Genomic DNA, 17,156 nt, shown 5'->3' with positions numbered 1-17,156 from the left:
AAAGCAGGCGGCGGCTTTTCCGCCGCCGCCTGTCAATATTCCCATTCCGTTATTCCTACTGTTACTGTGCCAGCTGTGCTTCCGTATAATAACCGCCGTCAACAATGACTTTCTTGTAATTGTCCTTATCAACCGCAACCGGGGTGCATAAATAGGATGGAACTACGATTTTGCCGTTGTTGTACTGGGTGGTATCGTTGATTTCCGGCTCTGCTCCCTGGAGAACAGCCTGAACCATGGTCACGCACTTTTCAGCCAGAAGACGGGTGTCCTTGTAAATGGACATGGTCTGGAAGCCTGAGATAATATTTTTCGTTGCCATCAGCTCCGCATCCTGTCCCGTAATCAGCGGCCAGTCCTCACCTACTTTGTAGCCTGCACCTTCAAGAGCCGCTTTGCAGCCATAGGCAAAGCCGTCAAAAGCGGAAGCACAGATATCCAGCTTCTTGTCAGCATAAAAGCCGGTCAGATAGTTCTCACAATTCTGCTGTGCTGTTTCCTGCGACCATCTTAAAATACAGGTATCCTCAAAGGTAGTACGGCCCGACTCACATACCAGGGTCCCATCATCCAGATAAGGCTTTAATACTTCCATCAGACCGTTGTATAAAAACAATGCGTTGTTATCATCCGGAGAACCCATGAAAAATTCTATGGTGTAGGTTTTTCCTTCTGCCTTTGCCTTATCCAGTTCCTTCTTGTCTTTTATGTACTGCCCAATCGCCGTGCCTACTCCCTTATTATCAAAGGTCGCATAATAGGAAACAGCATCCGTATCCATTAACAGGCGGTCATAGGCAATGATGGGAATGCCTGCGCTCTTGGCCTGCACTTCCACATTCACCAGAGCGGAGGAATCAATGGAAGCAATTACCAGACAGTTAACGCCGGAAGCGATCATATTTTCGATCTGGGAAACCTGCATCTGTACGTCGTCCTCTGCGTATTGGAGGTCCACTTCATATCCCAGGGCTTCCAGCTGCTTCTTCATGTTGGCTCCGTCGTTGATCCAACGCTCCGAGGACTGGGTGGGCATTGCTACGCCGACCTTTCCGCCGCTTCCTGTGGCTTTCGCTGCCTGGGTTGCCGCCTCCTGGGCTGCAGTGGTGGCATCTGCTTTCGTTTCAGCCGCGGTTGCGGCCGTGGTTGCCGAAGTCTGGGAACCACCGCAGCCTGCCAGCATGGCAGCGGAAAGGGCCGTTCCGAGAATGAGGCTTAGGATTCTTCGTTTCATAATTTTACCCTCCTGTGGTATTATTTTGTATATACAACTTGCGTCTTGCGCAACTTTGCATTTTTATTCACTTTCACATACTTTAATGTATTCGAAACAAAATGTTATGTTATTTTGTTTAATTTATCAATGTATATCATTGTGTTTTTAGTAATATTTAATAACCATAAAACAACTATATATTTTTGTTCGCATTTTGTCAATACATATTTTGCCATTTTTTCAATTCTCTTCTAAAGTTGTATGTACATGTTGCTTCGAATCCATCAAGACAAGTTCCTTGAATGAATTGTAGATGCCCATACATTGGCGACCAACTTTTGTCTGTCCGCCTCAACCATTCCATTTCTTCGCCTCCTGACTAAATCATACTGTTGATAGTAAATTTATTCCTCGCTTTTACTGTTCTCTTTTGTAAACTTAACTTTAGCGCATTAAAAAATTCTAATCAAGTATGAAGATGGATTGACTTGCATACCATGATAAAAATTTCATTAAAACATAGAAAACCGCCGCCCTGGATAATAGGACAGCGGTTTTTTACGATTTTGTTAATCTGACTTGATCGAGCAGCAGCCAGATAGAGAATAAATTCCAACTTATAAGGGAATCATCACTTTTTCGTACCGGTAGTGCCCTGCCTCCACAATCATACGGCACATTGAGATTTCCAAATCAAAACGCCGTTTGCCGCAGCTGCCGGGATTGAGAAACAGTACTCCCCCAATAATTTCCGCAGAATATTTGTGGGAGTGGCCATAGACCACCACATCAATATTTGTTAAGTATTTGGGGACATCTTCCTTGTTATGAACGATGAAGAATCTCACGCCTTCAATTGTGACGGTAATGCTTTTAGGCAGGTCTTCTGCCCATTCTTTATCGTTGTTGCCACGTACCACATAGGTCTCTCCAAGCTGTCGTATGGACTCGGCAATGTATGGTGTGTTGATATCACCAGCATGAATGGAGCAATCAGCTTTGGTAAGTTCAGCTATAACAGGCTCTCTCAACAGACCATGAGTATCGGATAAGATTGCAATCTGTTTCATGAAATTCTCTTTCTTAATTGTAATTTTGTTAATAATCTCAGTAAAGTCCTATTTATCCGTTATTCATTCATCGGACGAATGGAACACCATAGCTTCGAATATCTGACCATCTATGCTAATTATTTCATCAATGGGAATCACTATGCCATCAGACATAACGACAACCCGTTCATATTTGTCTATCTTTTTGGCCGCACTGACAGCAGTAACATAGGTGCCGCCATTCTTCTTCCCATCCGGCTGAAAGTAAGTGATGGCAATTTCGGGTTGCTCTTTAAGCCGGTCTGCTATGATTTGCAGCTTATTGCTCAAAGCGTCCTTCATGGATTCGTCCAATTCTACCCTTTCATCAGTCAGCCTTGCAGTTTCTTTAATGGCGGCATCATAGCCGGTCAGTGCAGCGAAAGGGGAAAACTGAGCTGCCCGGTCAATGGCTGCCATATGGGGGTGAGTCGTAGAGACATGGTGGGGTAGATCGATGATATCGTCATATGCCTTCGTCATGCCTTGTGTCCTCCTATCTGCTTATTACGGTCTAATGTGGTAGCGCCTTCCTCCAGATTCATGCCCTTTAGGATGGCGTTTTTTCCATATTTCTTTTTTATCTCCAGCATAGCTTTCTGCATATTTTTCTCACGTGCAAGCTCAGCTTCTTCCTCTTCTTTTTTCGCCTGGACAGCACCATAGTCCGTAAAGAGATTAAGCTGTTCAAAGTTATCTGATTTTTGAACAGTTTCCTCATCCACAACATGATTTGCTGTGATGTTGACTCTCCTGACAAGGAGGTTTTTGTCAACAATACGCTCAAACAACTCCGTGACAGCATCCATGATCAATTTTGTAGAGGAAGTCTGTCTGCCAAGGTTTGCCGTACCATGCGCAGATTTCGGAACGGCACGTCCGTAGTGGTCGGTGGTGACCGCCCCGTGGTATGAGTTCTTGATCTTCGGGTTTTTCAGATTTTCAATATCATATCCGACCGTCAAAACAAGCTGGTCGGTCACAAGCTTTTTATCTACCAAATCAAGTACCAGCAGATCGGTCATTTCCCACACAATCAGCTTTGCTTTATCAAAGGGATAGGCGCTTTGCAATACCTGTCCCGATCCAATACTATTTGTGCTTGGTTTATACGCTTTAATATCGGCAATCGTACATGGCTCCCACCCCCATGCATGGTCTATCAATAACTCCGCATTGATTCCGAACAATTTATACAATAAATCTTCTTTGTAATATTCGTTAGACTTACCTATCGAGCATCTTGCAATATCTCCCATGGTAAAGAGGCCTTGTTCCTCCAGCTTCTTAGCATATCCCCTGCCAACACGCCAAAAGTCGGTTAAAGGCCGATGTGACCACAGCAGGCGTCGGTAGCTTATTTCGTCTAATTCTGCTATCTGAACACCGTTTTGATCCACCGGAATACGCTTTGCCTGAATATCCATAGCGATCTTGCAAAGGTACAAGTTTGTGCCAATTCCCGCTGATGCTGTAATACCGGTCGTTTTAAGAATCTCCAGAATCATTTTTGTGACAAGCTCACGGGCCGAAAGATTGTAGGTGTTCAGATAATCGGTGGCATCGATGAATACCTCATCGATGGAATAGACATGAATGTCTTCGGGCGCGATGTACTTTAAGTAGATATTGTAAATCCGCGTGCTGTACTCGATATAATGCGCCATTCTCGGTGGAGCAATAATATAGTCTAACGAAATACCCGGTGAGGATTTCAATTCCGTATCGCTGAAAGAGGCACCGGAAAATGCTCGTTCCGGTGCTTCACGCAGCCGTAACGCATTTACTTCCCTGACCTTCTGTACGACCTCAAACAACCTCGCCCTACCGGGAATCCCATATGCTTTGAGGGAGGGAGATACAGCAAGACAAATGGTTTTTTCGGTGCGGCTTGCATCAGCAACAACAAGGTTCGTGGTCAGCGGATCAAGCCCACGTTCCATACACTCGACCGAAGCGTAGAAGGATTTTAAATCGATTGCAAAATAGGTTCTGTTCTTCATGTTTATTCTCCGGCCGCCTCCTTAATAATATCATTTAAGATTATGTCTCTATCATAGTATGTACAACCGCAACTTCAAAAGCTACATATCAGTATAATTTTTTATATAAATCTGTATTGATTATAACATAACACCTTTCATTTTTCGATGTTAAATTGGGGGAAGATAAAACTGATAAGACTATACCTGGATGTTCAAACAGGCCTGTTTTGTGTAAATAAAACAGGCCTGCCCTTTCCGTCTTATATGCCTAATTATACGTTTACTTAGTCAAATCGGAATTATCTATGTTATCAAACAAAGTTTCTATGGAGTTGTTCATTAAGGCAACAAGAGAAGTTATTTCAGCTTCTAAATCGCCCCAGCAATCTTCACATTCGCCCAAATAGGCATTTCGAGCTATTTCAAGCAGCACAGCAAGATTTTGCGGAAGTCTGGGAATTACCCATTCTGCTGCCATATCTTTTGTACAAATTTCGCCGGTGGCTATTGTAAACCACATTCTGGCTAATGTTAAAAGAGCATTGCGTTCATCGCCTTTTACATCAGCAATCAAATTTGGTAAAGAACATCTGATTGCTTTTTGGATATCATTCATTGATATGGGCTCTATTACTTCAATCGCTTCCGGTCCTTTCAATGATAAACTATGGCTTCTTGCCTGCCACAAGAGTATTGCCACGTCAGGGTCATAACAAGCTTGAGGAATATCTCCTGCCTCCATTTGCTCCCTTAGCCATTCTCCATACATGAATTCACATTTAGGTGGAAACTGCCAGGGAACAATGTCATTTTGATTGATTATAGTAACTTCAAGCGGCCTGTTTAAATTTTTACATCCAATTTTGCCGGATAAAAGCATTAGGCGCTTAGTTAATTCGTTTCTTGTTTCTTCTGTCAAATCTTGATTAACAATCACTAAAATGTCAACGTCACTGTTAATGTGCAGGCCTCCAAGTATCGCTGAACCATACAGATATATTCCTATTATCTGATTTTTAAATAGATCTTCGATTGCTTCCGCTACCTGAAGGGCTTGATTTGGAACACTTTTAAGGTTTATACTATTTGCCATGTAAATTTCCTCCTTCAATTCCCAAATTGCCTGTATGGCATAATGCTAATCTCTTTTCCAAGTCATTGGCAGCTCTCCATATTGCATGAATATTCCTCCTAACATCTTATCCTTCCTGACCGTTTTTCTGCTCCAGAAAGGTGTAGTTCTAATTTTCTGGAGGCGTCGTGGATTTCTTCAATTCGCGCCCAGCCGCTATCTAATTTTTAATGTTATTTATCTGCATACCGACTGCAAATTTTTCAAGTCCTGCTTTCTTATAATACGGAACTAAGCTCTCTTCGCAGAAAAGCTGCATATGTAAATTATTTTTAAGACTATGCGTTATCAATCTTTTACTTATTTCTGTTCCGATTCCCCGATTCCTAAAATTAGAATCGACACCTAACCCACATAAATAGGCATTAATAATCCCGTCTGAAACAATCCTGCCTGTTGCAACTAGTCTGTCTCCACTGTACACATAAATAGAATACCAGCTTTGCATCATTGCAATTAATAACTGTTCGGGGGACAGCTCTAAAAAATCATTCCAGCCAAGATCCTCATAAAGAGCATATAAATCTTCTTTTGCCGGGAACCTTGTTGTATATCTTAACTCCATACACTGCCTCCTATTATAAAAACCTTACATTCAAAACGTTTACTGCCACTGGGCTAATTTAGCGCAGTGGGTACAGAACCGTGTCTAGCCACAGGAAGACACCGATATAATCCTGTAAGTGTTACTCTTCAATTCCATTTATATAATCTGCCATAAAATTCAGTACTTCCGTGAAAACAGCTTTTTTATCCTCGGAAAATGCCTTCTCTACTGCATCCAATACAGAGTCCGTTTTTGTACTCTGGCTGCTCTGCTTTACTCTATCGGATAATGAGATGTAAAAGAACCGCTTATCTTGTGTAGACTGGACTTTTTGAATAACTGCTTCGCCGCACTTATGCTATGTAAATAAAAAGAGTGTGCGAATAGCCCCTACTCTTTTCATAAAAAGATTGGGCAGTATACCAACACAGGAAGCTTCTGTTTTGGTTATAGATACTGCCTCGTAAATTTTCATCAGACCACTTTATTTTGCCAATCAGCCGGATAAGTCACATAGATAAATCTTGCCTTTCCTTCAACGGAAAACTGAATCTTTGATCCACTTGGAATCAAAATCAATTCTCCTGCATTGGCAGTTACACGGCGGCCATCTATGATAATAGTTAAAGTTCCTTCCACGATATAATCAATTTCATCATACCCTAAAGTCCAATCGAAGGTAGTATTTTCCATTACCATTAGTCCACAACCTAGTCTGGGACTTTCAGAAAGTGACACTAAATCCTTTGTATACACTTTATGATTCGGGTTGCCTGTGTCCAATCGGTCTTCTTCACTTACAGAAAATAGTGGCAACGAAATGGACATTACACCACTAGAGTCAACATGCCTCTTTGAAGAATCATTTAACCTACTGCTGTATTCTTCCATTATAATACTGCGAACTAGCTTTTCAATTTCTGATCTGTCTATATTCAACACCTTACCTCCATCCGTACTTAAATCTCTATGGTATTCGCTTTATTCAATCCTAAATACACGTTTTGATAAAAATATGGCAACAAAAATAGCAGAAATACCACCGACTAGCTTGCCAATAATCATTGGAGTAATCAACGCTGGGGCTACACCGGCTGTAAATCCTAAATGGTCACCAAATGTAAAAGATGCTGAAACTGCAAAAGCGATATTAATCACCTTACCACGTTTATCCATATCTTTTACTGTTTGAAACATGGCAATATTGTTTGCAAGAGATGCAATGAGTCCTGCAGCTGCAATATCATTCATTCCTAACAAATGGCCTAGTTTCATCAATGGTTTCTTGAATATCTTTGTAATCAGGAACACCAATCCATAAGCACCAGCTAACGTAATGGCAATACCACCAACTGTTTGGAATCCAACTTCAAGTGTATCTTGATTTCCAAATACTTTGATACCTAATAGTAAGTCTAACCCTCCAATTGCCAACCCAATGGCTCCAACAGCCACTATGATTTTCCCAAATACATTGAACCCTTTAATCATTCCTTCAGGAATTTTAAATAGTCCAATTGAAATTAAAATCGCTACAACTATGATAGGTATTAAATTCATAAAGACTTTAATGATTGGCATACCCATCATGATTCCTGAAACTAATGCTCCAATTGGAATTGTCACGATTCCACATAATACTCCTTGTGCCAGATACTTTGTATCTTCGTTATTTATAATCCCCAATCCAACTGGGATTGTAAATACAAGTGTTGCTCCCATCATGGCACCTAAAATACCACCTGAGAAAAGTACAATTGATGGGTCAGAAGTCATTTGTTGTGCTAGAAAAAAACCACCCATATCATTTGCTAACAGAGTTCCTGCAAACATTGCCGGATCTGCCCCTAACAATTTGTAAACAGGAACAATGATAGGACTTAGCCAGTCCGATAACTTCGGTGCTAAAACGATGATACCAGCCATTGAAAGTGCTAAGGAACCCATTGCCAGGATACCTTCTTCAAATTGTTTACCTAAACCAGTTTTATTGCCCAGCGAACGGTCGATTGCACCAATGACCATTATAATTACCATAAGCCAAATTATGATTTCATTTATACTCATTTATTTCACTCCATTCAGTTTTTATCATTCCTTTGGATAGTCCACCGTGTCGATAATACCGACAATAACCATATCAACAGGAATATTTTTACCTTCAAAAGATAGACGACCAGAGCTGCCAGTCGTAATCAGTACAGATTCTCCAATGCCCGCACCTACATGGTCAACTGCAACAACCAGAGCAGGATCAGCCTCATGTTCGTTTCGTTGTTTTTCAATAAGCAGGAACTTTAAACCATTTAACTTTTCATCCTTGCGAGTAGCCCATAAGCTGCCTACAACTTTTCCAATGAACATAGCATGCTCCTTTCTATACGATCTCAACACCTAAATCACGCAAATAATCCCTGGCCAATGCTGTAACAATGATGTTCTTATCTGTTTCAAAGATGTCTCCTGCATGTAAGTTCAGTTTTCGTACTTTTGCTATGGTAAGAAGCTCTTTCCTATCACTTTTATCAGCTTTTTCGTTTACTTCCTGATTGACCGTTCCATTAATCTTTTCAAAATGCTTTAGCGGAAGTATAGAAGCACCATATTTTACCAATTGGTTTTTATAATTCTCAAGGACTTGCAGCAATGCCCGCGGGGCTACATGCTGACTTGCATGTAGTTCCATTCCCTCTTCTAAGATAAAAACTTTCTTCCCATTTAATAGATGTTGAAAAATAATCACTTCATCTTCTGTTTGAGGAAGTCCCTGTGCAATGCGATTCATATTTAAAATAGTCAGCTCAGTAACGATTATGATATCCGTATCAGATTTATCTTTTACCGGCGCTATTTCATAGCCTCTATTTTCATAGTAAGTCCGAATACTTGAATATTCTTTTCCTAAAAAAACAACGGTCTTTGTATGTTCTTCCTTCTGCAAACGTTGTATGATAATATCAGTGATTTTTTGCACTACTGTTTCAATATTGTCCATCCATATCACCTCTTAACAATACACCCACGTACACCTTTACTATGACCGCAAGCATTTGCTTCATCGTAATCAATGTGCATATAAGTCTCAAACTTGGGACTTATTCTTACCATAACATCTTCAAATATAAGTGGTCTTTTGCTAAAAACCCGAACAGATACTCTCTCATTATCTTTAACACCTAACTTTTCAGCGTCAGTATCTTTTACATGAATATGACGTTTTGCAACAATCACACCTCTATCCAAAACAATAGACTTAGAGCCATTCCTCACAATAATCCCCGGAGTGTTTTCAATATTTCCGCTTAATTGAACTGGCGCATTTACACCTAGAGAACGTGCATCTGTTAATGAAACCTCCACTTGACAGTTTTTTCGCTCTGGTCCAAGAACTATTACATCCTGAATCGTGCCTTTCGGTCCTTCAATACACACCCGTTCTTCTGATGCAAATTCGCCTGGCTGTGATAAATACTTCGTTGGGTGTAATTGATACCCCTCATGAAAGAGGGTATCGATTGCCTCCCGATTTAGATGGATATGGCGTCCACTTGCTTCAATTTCAAACGATTGATCCATTACTTTTTGTATACGAGAGACAACTGTATCTACAATTGTGTCAATACTATAATCAGTCATATTATCACCCCTGTTTTACTGAACTTTCTATCATCTGCACCATCAAAAACCAACAATAATCCTTCAAAGTAGCTGCCACCGAAATACATTTTATATAATCCTCATATTTCAGGTCTTCCTTCATTTCTTTCGCAATAAACTGCTCTAAATCTTGTAAATATGCATGTAGCTCAAATAAAGCTATGACACACTCTTCATCTTTATAGGTTGGAACATAGGAATCTTCTGGATAGATGCTGTCAACGTATGGCTTTTTATCTTTCAATAACTTTTCAATTTCCTGTACCAGTTCTAATCTGTACGAAGCTAAAGTCTCCATTGTTATTGTTTTGACTACCATTAGGATCGTATTTAAAGCCACTACCAGCTCCGTATTCCCCATATCATGGCTCTTCTTTTGTAAAGTAACGATATGGCTTATCGCAATATTAATTTTAATTCTAAATTGATAAGTTAATTGACTTTTCCACTGGGTCATCGGGAAGGTTGCTTCTTGTTTCTTAGTCTCAGATGCTTCTGGTATTTTCATATATTCTATCGTAATACCCTTTAAATATTCTTTTGCAGAAGGTGTTATTACAGTCCCAGGTTCTAAGACCAAAAGTTTTGTTTCTTTTAAGTTCGTTGTACGTAGCAGTCTTTTTATTTTACTTTCCGTTAAAATGGCCATTAGTACTCACTTCCCCTCAGCAAAGGAAAGGCTGGGCATACACTTTTATGATGCCTCAGCCTCACTTTAAATCTTGCACCTTTAAGCGTTCATCATGAGTTTGAAGCCTGTGAATCGTATTTTGGCAGGATTACATCTACTTCAGCATGCGGACGAGGAATTACATGAACAGATATTAATTCACCAACTGCTTCCGCCGCTGCAGCTCCGGCATCTGTTGCAGCCTTAACAGCTCCTACATCCCCTCGAACCATAACTGTTACCAGTCCGCCACCTACTTGCTCTTTTCCGATTAACGTTACATTTGCCGCTTTAACCATTGCATCTGCTGCCTCTACTGCAGCAACCAATCCTTTTGTTTCAATCATTCCTAATGCGTTTGTATTAGCCATTGTCTCTTCCTCCTGGATTATATTTTTATTAGTTATCAGTGATTGTGTTACTCTTTGCTTATTTTAGCTTTTGCAGAACACGTTCAACGAGTAAGTCGATTAATTGATCCTTATTAAGTCCCAAATCTTCAACATTTTTCCCACTGCCATCTTCAAATTTATCTTCTCCGCGTATCTCATCTAATGTCCTGACGCCATATACAACTCGGCGAAGATTAAATAAATTCTGCGGTCCAACATTGTCAGAAGTAGAACTTCCTCCTATCGCTCCACAACCTAGTGTCAAGGCAGGTCTTAGGTTAGTCGTTGCTCCGATTCCGCCTAAGGTAGCCGAACAGTTTATAAGCAGTCGCGAAACCGGTACTTTTAAGGCAAAATCTTCTATAATTTTATTGTTTGCAGTGTGAATGACCATCGTGTGCCCTGCGCCTTCAAAGTTTAAAATCTTGATACTTAAATCGCGGGCTTCATCCCAAGTATTTACCGTATAGAAAGCTAATATTGGTGTTAATTTTTCCCTTGAAAAAGGTGCAAGATCACCAACACGTGTTTCTTCGGCAATAAGGACTTTTGCATCTTCCGGTACAGAAATACCAGCTAATTCAGCAATAGCCTGTGCCGTCCTTCCAACAATCTTAGGATTCATTGTACCGTTTGGCCGCAGAATATACTTTTCAAGTTTTAGTGCATCATTTTTTGATAAGAAATAACCACCTTGTTTCTTGAATTCTGAAATCACTTTTTCTCTATTGATTTCTTCCACAATAATGGACTGTTCCGATGCACAAATTGTACCATTATCAAATGTCTTAGATTCAAGAATAAGCTCAACTGCTTTCGGGATATCTGCACTGCGCTCTATAAACGCGGGGCCATTCCCTGGCCCTACCCCAATTGCCGGCGTACCGGAGGAATATGCTGCACGAACCATTGCAGAACCACCAGTAGCAAGAATTAATTTTGTATTTTCATTTTTCATCAATTCATTTGTTGCCTGAGTTGTAACGGTTGTAATTACACTAATAGCACCATCCGGTAAGCCAACGCTTTTTCCTGCCTCATTTATGATGCGGACGGTTTCCTTAATACAATTTAATGCACTTGGATGAGGTGAAAATACAATCGCATTTCCTGCCTTAATGCTAATTAGTGCCTTATAGATAACTGTAGATGTCGGATTCGTTGAAGGAATCAGGCCTGCAACGACTCCAACAGGAACGGCCACTTCCATATATTTTGCTTCTCTATTGTTTGTGATTATACCTACTGTCTTCATATCTTTTATAGAGTTTAATAAATCTCTTGATGCAAAAGCATTTTTAAGGACTTTGTCCTGCCATTTACCAAACCCGGTTTCTTCTTGTGCCATTTTAGCCAGCTTCAAACGATTGTCAAAAGCGGCTTTTGCCATAGCCTTACAAATGGTGTCGATCTCTTCTTGAGATAACTTGGCTATTTCTATTTGCGCTTCTTTTGCTTTCTTCAGTAAATCCCTGGTTTCTTGAACTGAAACAAGATCTTTATCAATCAATCCCATTATACTTAACTCCTTTATTCAGCAATGTTTCAATAAGCACTGCTTTGTTAGCAGATTTAATTTCTGACCTCTTTATGGTAGAAAGATTTGATTTATATGCAAGGGAACGTAAATCGGTCACTCTCATTTTTTCCAGCTGCCCTTTATCATAGGGTGAATCTTCATCTTTCTCTATTTCTTCTATAATCGGTTGATTTGATTCATCTGTATCCGAAGGATTATCTTCCTTTTTACCAAATGATTTCATCAACATCTGCTCAACTTGGTCATCCAAGCGTGGGATAACATGACTACTGATTAGACAATTCTTATCTGCCACAGCAACTTCACCTGCCTTAACCGCTGCTTTTACTGCCGCAATATCTCCAATAATATGAATTGTTGTCAATCCTCCACGGATTGTTTCACTTCCAAGTAGATTTACATCTGCCTCCTTTGCAGCTGCATCTGCTGCCAGGATTACTCCTAACTTTCCACGTACTTCGATTAAACCTAAAGCTTTAGCCATATGAACGCCGCCTAGTAACTAGTTGGGTTGTCAGCAACGGCTTCTACCGCCTTGGCAAATGATTCGCATGCTGATCTACAAGCAGATTGAGACCCTGTCAGTAATGCTCCTGCAAAGTTAGTTTCAGATGGCGGCCCATAAAATACACTCATTTTCACATCAGCAGCTTTCAAAGCCGAATCGATAGCTACCATCGCTTCAAGGGGTGGTGCTATTAAATAAGCAATGGCTTCTCCTTCTTTCACATTTGCTCCTTTTGAAAGATAAGAACCAGTTCTCGATACACAATGGGCAAAATAAACGATTGAGTTATCACCATTTGCGCTAAAAAAGCTAGCTTCATTATTTATTACCTCAATCGCACGATCCAGACCGCTTCGTACCTCTGCCGGACTGGGACCAGCTAAAATACCGATAACTTCTCCTGCTAATTTTGTAGAAGCATTCGCAGCTCCGGCATACATACTTCTTGCATATACAACGGCTACATCGGATGCCTTCGTTGCTTCATCTAATGCCACATAGGTTACATCATCAGAATCAGAAGTAATAATCCCTAGACTTTTTTGATTTGATGCTAATTTTAATTCCTTTGCCAATCCATCATCAACATTTGGAATGATTTTTACGCTTAGAACATTTGCACCTAATCGTTCATTTTTCATTAGGAAACCTCCTTTTTAAATCAAATGGTTTTTATTTTTCTTTCAAATCTAATCCAGATACCTTTTTATCTAACATTCTCTTGATAATTTCAGCAATATATGCTCCTGCTTCTACCGCCGGCGTTCCTTGTCTGTGAATATTGGAAACTACTGTTCTTCTAGCTTCCGGCATACCAACGGTAGGTTTATAAGCGATATACGCACTCATAGATTCTGCTGTAACAAGGCCTGGTCTTTCTCCGATAAAAAGACAGACGACTTCAGCTCCTGTTGCTTCACCAATTGGATCCATAGCTGGGACGCGACAATGTTTTATAAAAACAACTTGTCCAAAGTCAAGTCCAAACATCTTAAGCCCTTGTTGTAAAGAAGGTAAAACATCTCTGATATTTGCCTCTATTGCTGCTGAACTTAAACCATCACCAACGATCACCTGAACTTTCTGATTTGGTTTCACAGCATTTTTTATTGTATTGATTGCTTCATTTGAAAACTTTCGGCCTAAGTCCGGACGTGTAACATATTCGTCTTTATCCTTGCATTCTGTAGCAACCTCTACAAATCCCATCTCTTTAATTAAATCTTCTTTAACATAGGAGAATACAGCATCTTGGGCAGCAGCATGGTCAGCACGGAATCGAAGACTAGGCTCCGTCAAATATCTTGTACCTGTCCTCCACAATCCCAGGCGAGCTGGTGTATAGGATTTCATTTTTAAATAGCCTTCTTTATCTGCTGCATTTGGAACTAAAAATTGCTTGCGTATATCTACTTCTGTAATATCTGGTATAAATCCCTCTTCCACTACGCAGGACTTAGCAGGTTGCTTGGTGTTTACCGTTGCCTCTTTTGATGGACCATTTGTAACTGGCGGTACTTCATTTACCATTTCATTTAAAATCGATTTAATCATTTCTTTTAAGTTTAATTCGTCCATTAGTTCCCCCTCCTCTGCTTCAAAAATACAGATGCATCGCCAGCTTTAGAAGTTAAATGTCCATTTTCGCTGAACCCCATTTTTTCTAACCATTGGTCAAATTCTTTTATTGTCCGTTTATTTAATAATTCTCTAATGGAAGCACCCTCATGGTACCCAGTGGTTTGATAATTTAACATAATATCATCACCATTTGGAATAGACATAATAAAGTTTACACCAGCTGTTGCAAGTAAAACGGTTAAGTTTTCAGCATCGTTTTGATCTGCCTTCATATGGTTCGTGTAACAAACATCACACCCCATAGAAATACCAGTTAATTTACCCATAAAATGATCTTCTAAACCTGCACGGATCACTTGCTTGGAGTCATACAAATACTCTGGTCCAATAAATCCAACAACTGTATTAACAAGGAATGGATCAAAATATTTTGCAAATCCATAACATCTGGCTTCCATAGTCAGCTGATCTACACCATTATGAGCATCGGATGAAAGCTCAGAACCTTGTCCAGTCTCAAAGTACATAACATTTGGGCCAACTGCCGTACCTAGCTTCAAAGCCATGTCCTTTGCTTCTGAAAGCATCTTAGCCGTAATTCCAAAAGCTGTATTTCCTTTTTCAGATCCTGCAATCGATTGGAATACCAATCCGGTTGGTGCTCCTTGTTCCATTGCTTCCATCTGAGTAGCTACGTGAGCTAAAACAACATGTTGTGTTGGTATTTCCCACTCATTAATGAAATCATTGAACTTATGAAGAATACGCTTTACACTTTCTGTTGTATCGTCTACTGGGTTTAGACCGATTACTGCATCACCAGATCCCATAGATAGACCTTCCATAACGGAAGCCATAATACCGTCCACATTGTCAGTCGTATGATTTGGTTGTAGACGAGTTGAAAAAGTTCCCGGTATACCAATTGTCGTATTAGCAGTCTTAGTTACTATAATCTTCTGAGCTCCTACTATTAAATCCAAGTTGGACATAATTTTAGCAACTGCTGCAACCATTTCAGAAGTTAAACCATTTGAAATACGATGAATGTCATAGTTTGTCGTATTGCAATCTAAAATCCATTCTCTTAATTCAGCCACTGTCCAATTTTTAATCTTTTCATAAGTTCTTAGATTAACATGGTCAATAATAATACGTGTTACCTCATCCTTTTCATATGGCACAGCAGGGTTGTTAAATAAATCTGAAAGCGTTAAGTGTGATAGGACAACTTTAGCTGCAACTCTTTCTTCTGCGCTGCCTGCTGCAACTCCAGCTAATTTGTCCCCCGATTTTTCTTCATTTGCCTTCCCCATAACTTCCATTACAGATGAAAATTGATAGGTTTTGCCAAAAAGTTTAGTTTTTAAAATCATTGTGCAACTCCTTTTATCATTAATTAAATACTAATGTTTTTACGATTACTGGTAAAACAGAGCCTTCTGCAATCGGCATTCCGATATCGATATAATCTCCATTTCGTACATGAACACTATCAATACATACAAAAGGATAATCTTTAGGAAGTTGTGCATAAAGGCTATGTCCTAATGCCTTAGCCATATCTTCTTTTACAATAATAACAAGTGGCAATTTCTCCTTAATCAACAAATCCAAACCTTTTATCATTTCTTTAGCAAGGCCTTGAATAAACTGGAAGGAAGGGCTATGTGCACCTTCTATCCCTAATCCAATCGTTTGTACTTCTCCATCCACCATAAACCATTTTACTTTTTCTTCAATAATACTCCCTAAATTCCAACTATTATTGGCACTTTCATCATCTTTCGATAACTGTAAGATGGGGATATTTTTAAGTGGAAGTATATCCTCTTTATAGGTGATTGTACTCCCGGAAACATCAGTGGTGTGTGATCCCGCTCCTACTACAGTTGCACGAATCGTTTCTACAGTTGGAATCAACTTAAGAGCAGTCATAAGGAGTGAACCACTTATTTTCTTACCTAACAAAAGTCCAATATCACCATATTTAAACGGATTTTGTAAACTTTCTTTTGTAATACCATCTGCTACGCCACCCGAAAACGAAATACATTTAATTTGAAGCTTTGTGATCAATGCTTTGTTGGTTATCAACAAGTCAAAGTAAGGACTCTTATTACCTAATCCAATGCTATTTTCCAGTACTTGTACAAATATATCTAAGAGTTTATCTAATTCCTTAAGATTTATCTTTTCATTTAGGTGAATATCTAAAGCTTCTCCTTTAATGATCTCCTTCACTTTAGGTGAAATATAACGAATGATTTCACTTGTATCCACCTTGATCAAGCGACCTCCAATATCAAAGCAAGCCGTATCCTCTATATCTCCATTGTTAAATACTACTAGATTGGTTGTCCCGCCTCCAATATCAAAGTTTACTGCCGTTGTGTATTGGCTTTCCGAATAGGAATAAGTCCCTGCTCCTTTACCAGCGATAATACTCTCTAAATCAGGGCCAGCCGTTGCCACAACAAAATCTCCAGCAAAACCACTCAAAGCTTTCGCAACTGCCTGGGCATTCTCCTTTCTAACTGTTTCCCCAGTTATGATAACTGCACCAGTCTGAATATCCGATTTTGTAATACCTGCTTTTTTGTATTGCTGCTCTACAAATGCCTTTATACCATCGGAATCTATTAGATTGTTTTCTAATATAGGAGTAAAGATAATATCACTCTTATATATCACCTTTTTATCCTTAATGGAAACTCTTGGAATTGTAAAAACTGATGCTATATTTTCAATTGAAAGCTCTGATAAAATTAATTGTGTTGTTGATGTTCCTATATCGATACCAACGCTTAATAAAGTTTCAGTCATCTTATCTACTC

19 protein-coding genes are annotated in these 17,156 nt (G+C 39.7%); all 19 read right to left on the bottom strand.

Translation table 11 applies throughout. The features are described from left to right. Positions 1-61: 61 nt before the first annotated feature. Positions 62-1,234, bottom strand: a complete 1,173-nt coding sequence (gene chvE / locus BMX69_RS03980; RefSeq protein ID WP_054789447.1) for a multiple monosaccharide ABC transporter substrate-binding protein — start codon at positions 1,232-1,234, stop codon at positions 62-64. A 599-nt stretch (positions 1,235-1,833) separates the two neighbouring features. Further along, on the bottom strand, positions 1,834-2,286 hold the full coding sequence (locus tag BMX69_RS03975; RefSeq protein ID WP_054789446.1) for a metallophosphoesterase family protein: 453 nt from the start codon (positions 2,284-2,286) through the stop codon (positions 1,834-1,836). A 63-nt stretch (positions 2,287-2,349) separates the two neighbouring features. Continuing rightward, positions 2,350-2,790 carry a hypothetical protein gene (locus BMX69_RS03970; protein ID WP_054789445.1) on the bottom strand — a complete coding sequence of 147 codons (441 nt, stop codon included), beginning with the start codon at positions 2,788-2,790 and terminating at the stop codon, positions 2,350-2,352. Continuing rightward, a complete protein-coding gene (locus tag BMX69_RS03965; RefSeq protein WP_100041619.1) occupies positions 2,787-4,310 on the bottom strand; it encodes a Y-family DNA polymerase in 1,524 nt (507 codons plus the stop codon). The genes BMX69_RS03970 and BMX69_RS03965 overlap by 4 nt, the downstream gene beginning before the upstream one ends. Positions 4,311-4,572: 262 nt before the next feature. Continuing rightward, the gene (gene ant(9) / locus BMX69_RS03960) at positions 4,573-5,385 is read right to left on the bottom strand and encodes an aminoglycoside nucleotidyltransferase ANT(9) (protein ID WP_054789444.1); all 813 of its coding nucleotides are present in this window, start codon (positions 5,383-5,385) and stop codon (positions 4,573-4,575) included. 199 nt (positions 5,386-5,584) lie between these two features. After that, on the bottom strand, positions 5,585-5,989 hold the full coding sequence (locus tag BMX69_RS03955) for a GNAT family N-acetyltransferase (protein WP_054789443.1): 405 nt from the start codon (positions 5,987-5,989) through the stop codon (positions 5,585-5,587). Positions 5,990-6,445: 456 nt separating this feature from the next. Then, the gene (locus BMX69_RS03945) at positions 6,446-6,910 is read right to left on the bottom strand and encodes a cupin domain-containing protein (protein ID WP_330387612.1); all 465 of its coding nucleotides are present in this window, start codon (positions 6,908-6,910) and stop codon (positions 6,446-6,448) included. A 42-nt stretch (positions 6,911-6,952) separates the two neighbouring features. Continuing rightward, positions 6,953-8,038 (bottom strand): ethanolamine utilization protein EutH, encoded by a 1,086-nt coding sequence (locus BMX69_RS03940; RefSeq protein ID WP_089987717.1) that lies wholly within the window; start codon positions 8,036-8,038, stop codon positions 6,953-6,955. Positions 8,039-8,062: 24 nt separating this feature from the next. Next, the gene (locus BMX69_RS03935; protein ID WP_054789441.1) at positions 8,063-8,335 is read right to left on the bottom strand and encodes a EutN/CcmL family microcompartment protein; all 273 of its coding nucleotides are present in this window, start codon (positions 8,333-8,335) and stop codon (positions 8,063-8,065) included. Between the two features lie 13 nt (positions 8,336-8,348). Then, entirely contained in the window at positions 8,349-8,966 is a 618-nt protein-coding gene (locus tag BMX69_RS03930; protein WP_100041617.1) for a hypothetical protein, read from the bottom strand. 5 nt (positions 8,967-8,971) lie between these two features. Next, entirely contained in the window at positions 8,972-9,607 is a 636-nt protein-coding gene (gene eutD, locus BMX69_RS03925) for an ethanolamine utilization phosphate acetyltransferase EutD (protein WP_054789440.1), read from the bottom strand. Between the two features lie 4 nt (positions 9,608-9,611). After that, positions 9,612-10,277: a hypothetical protein gene (locus BMX69_RS03920; protein ID WP_054789439.1), complete on the bottom strand. Its 666-nt coding sequence runs from the start codon at positions 10,275-10,277 to the stop codon at positions 9,612-9,614. Positions 10,278-10,369: 92 nt separating this feature from the next. Continuing rightward, positions 10,370-10,669: a BMC domain-containing protein gene (locus tag BMX69_RS03915; RefSeq protein ID WP_038282866.1), complete on the bottom strand. Its 300-nt coding sequence runs from the start codon at positions 10,667-10,669 to the stop codon at positions 10,370-10,372. A 58-nt stretch (positions 10,670-10,727) separates the two neighbouring features. After that, complete coding sequence (locus tag BMX69_RS03910; protein ID WP_100041616.1) at positions 10,728-12,206, bottom strand: acetaldehyde dehydrogenase (acetylating); 1,479 nt, start codon at positions 12,204-12,206, stop codon at positions 10,728-10,730. Then, complete coding sequence (locus BMX69_RS03905) at positions 12,193-12,714, bottom strand: BMC domain-containing protein (RefSeq protein ID WP_054789436.1); 522 nt, start codon at positions 12,712-12,714, stop codon at positions 12,193-12,195. Before BMX69_RS03905 ends, BMX69_RS03910 begins: the two co-directional genes overlap by 14 nt. Positions 12,715-12,725: 11 nt before the next feature. Beyond that, positions 12,726-13,379: an ethanolamine utilization microcompartment protein EutL gene (eutL, locus tag BMX69_RS03900; RefSeq protein WP_100041615.1), complete on the bottom strand. Its 654-nt coding sequence runs from the start codon at positions 13,377-13,379 to the stop codon at positions 12,726-12,728. A 31-nt stretch (positions 13,380-13,410) separates the two neighbouring features. Further along, complete coding sequence (eutC, locus tag BMX69_RS03895) at positions 13,411-14,316, bottom strand: ethanolamine ammonia-lyase subunit EutC (RefSeq protein WP_100041614.1); 906 nt, start codon at positions 14,314-14,316, stop codon at positions 13,411-13,413. Next, positions 14,316-15,695 carry an ethanolamine ammonia-lyase subunit EutB gene (locus tag BMX69_RS03890; protein ID WP_054789435.1) on the bottom strand — a complete coding sequence of 460 codons (1,380 nt, stop codon included), beginning with the start codon at positions 15,693-15,695 and terminating at the stop codon, positions 14,316-14,318. The genes eutC and BMX69_RS03890 overlap by 1 nt, the downstream gene beginning before the upstream one ends. A 19-nt stretch (positions 15,696-15,714) precedes the next feature. Further along, positions 15,715-17,145, bottom strand: coding sequence for an ethanolamine ammonia-lyase reactivating factor EutA (gene eutA / locus BMX69_RS03885; protein ID WP_054789434.1), 1,431 nt, complete (start codon positions 17,143-17,145; stop codon positions 15,715-15,717). Positions 17,146-17,156 lie beyond the last annotated feature (11 nt).

This window comes from Lacrimispora sphenoides JCM 1415, from assembly GCF_900105615.1.
In the GTDB taxonomy this organism is placed as follows: domain Bacteria; phylum Bacillota; class Clostridia; order Lachnospirales; family Lachnospiraceae; genus Lacrimispora; species Lacrimispora sphenoides.
Note: the sequence above shows the minus strand (reverse complement) of the source record. Positions and strands in the feature narration are given on the sequence as shown.

What these genes read in the sequence shown, in the direction of transcription:
- BMX69_RS03975 (WP_054789446.1), bottom strand. Translation starts at nt 2,286, where the DNA reads ATGAAACAGATTGCAATCTTATCCGATACTCATGGTCTGTTGAGAGAG.
- BMX69_RS03910 (WP_100041616.1), bottom strand. Translation starts at nt 12,206, where the DNA reads ATGGGATTGATTGATAAAGATCTTGTTTCAGTTCAAGAAACCAGGGAT.
- BMX69_RS03940 (WP_089987717.1), bottom strand. Translation starts at nt 8,038, where the DNA reads ATGAGTATAAATGAAATCATAATTTGGCTTATGGTAATTATAATGGTC.
- eutA (WP_054789434.1), bottom strand. Translation starts at nt 17,145, where the DNA reads ATGACTGAAACTTTATTAAGCGTTGGTATCGATATAGGAACATCAACA.
- BMX69_RS03920 (WP_054789439.1), bottom strand. Translation starts at nt 10,277, where the DNA reads ATGGCCATTTTAACGGAAAGTAAAATAAAAAGACTGCTACGTACAACG.
- eutC (WP_100041614.1), bottom strand. Translation starts at nt 14,316, where the DNA reads ATGGACGAATTAAACTTAAAAGAAATGATTAAATCGATTTTAAATGAA.
- BMX69_RS03965 (WP_100041619.1), bottom strand. Translation starts at nt 4,310, where the DNA reads ATGAAGAACAGAACCTATTTTGCAATCGATTTAAAATCCTTCTACGCT.
- BMX69_RS03970 (WP_054789445.1), bottom strand. Translation starts at nt 2,790, where the DNA reads ATGACGAAGGCATATGACGATATCATCGATCTACCCCACCATGTCTCT.
- BMX69_RS03930 (WP_100041617.1), bottom strand. Translation starts at nt 8,966, where the DNA reads ATGGACAATATTGAAACAGTAGTGCAAAAAATCACTGATATTATCATA.
- BMX69_RS03935 (WP_054789441.1), bottom strand. Translation starts at nt 8,335, where the DNA reads ATGTTCATTGGAAAAGTTGTAGGCAGCTTATGGGCTACTCGCAAGGAT.
- BMX69_RS03905 (WP_054789436.1), bottom strand. Translation starts at nt 12,714, where the DNA reads ATGGCTAAAGCTTTAGGTTTAATCGAAGTACGTGGAAAGTTAGGAGTA.
- eutL (WP_100041615.1), bottom strand. Translation starts at nt 13,379, where the DNA reads ATGAAAAATGAACGATTAGGTGCAAATGTTCTAAGCGTAAAAATCATT.
- BMX69_RS03955 (WP_054789443.1), bottom strand. Translation starts at nt 5,989, where the DNA reads ATGGAGTTAAGATATACAACAAGGTTCCCGGCAAAAGAAGATTTATAT.
- eutD (WP_054789440.1), bottom strand. Translation starts at nt 9,607, where the DNA reads ATGACTGATTATAGTATTGACACAATTGTAGATACAGTTGTCTCTCGT.
- BMX69_RS03915 (WP_038282866.1), bottom strand. Translation starts at nt 10,669, where the DNA reads ATGGCTAATACAAACGCATTAGGAATGATTGAAACAAAAGGATTGGTT.
- BMX69_RS03890 (WP_054789435.1), bottom strand. Translation starts at nt 15,695, where the DNA reads ATGATTTTAAAAACTAAACTTTTTGGCAAAACCTATCAATTTTCATCT.
- chvE (WP_054789447.1), bottom strand. Translation starts at nt 1,234, where the DNA reads ATGAAACGAAGAATCCTAAGCCTCATTCTCGGAACGGCCCTTTCCGCT.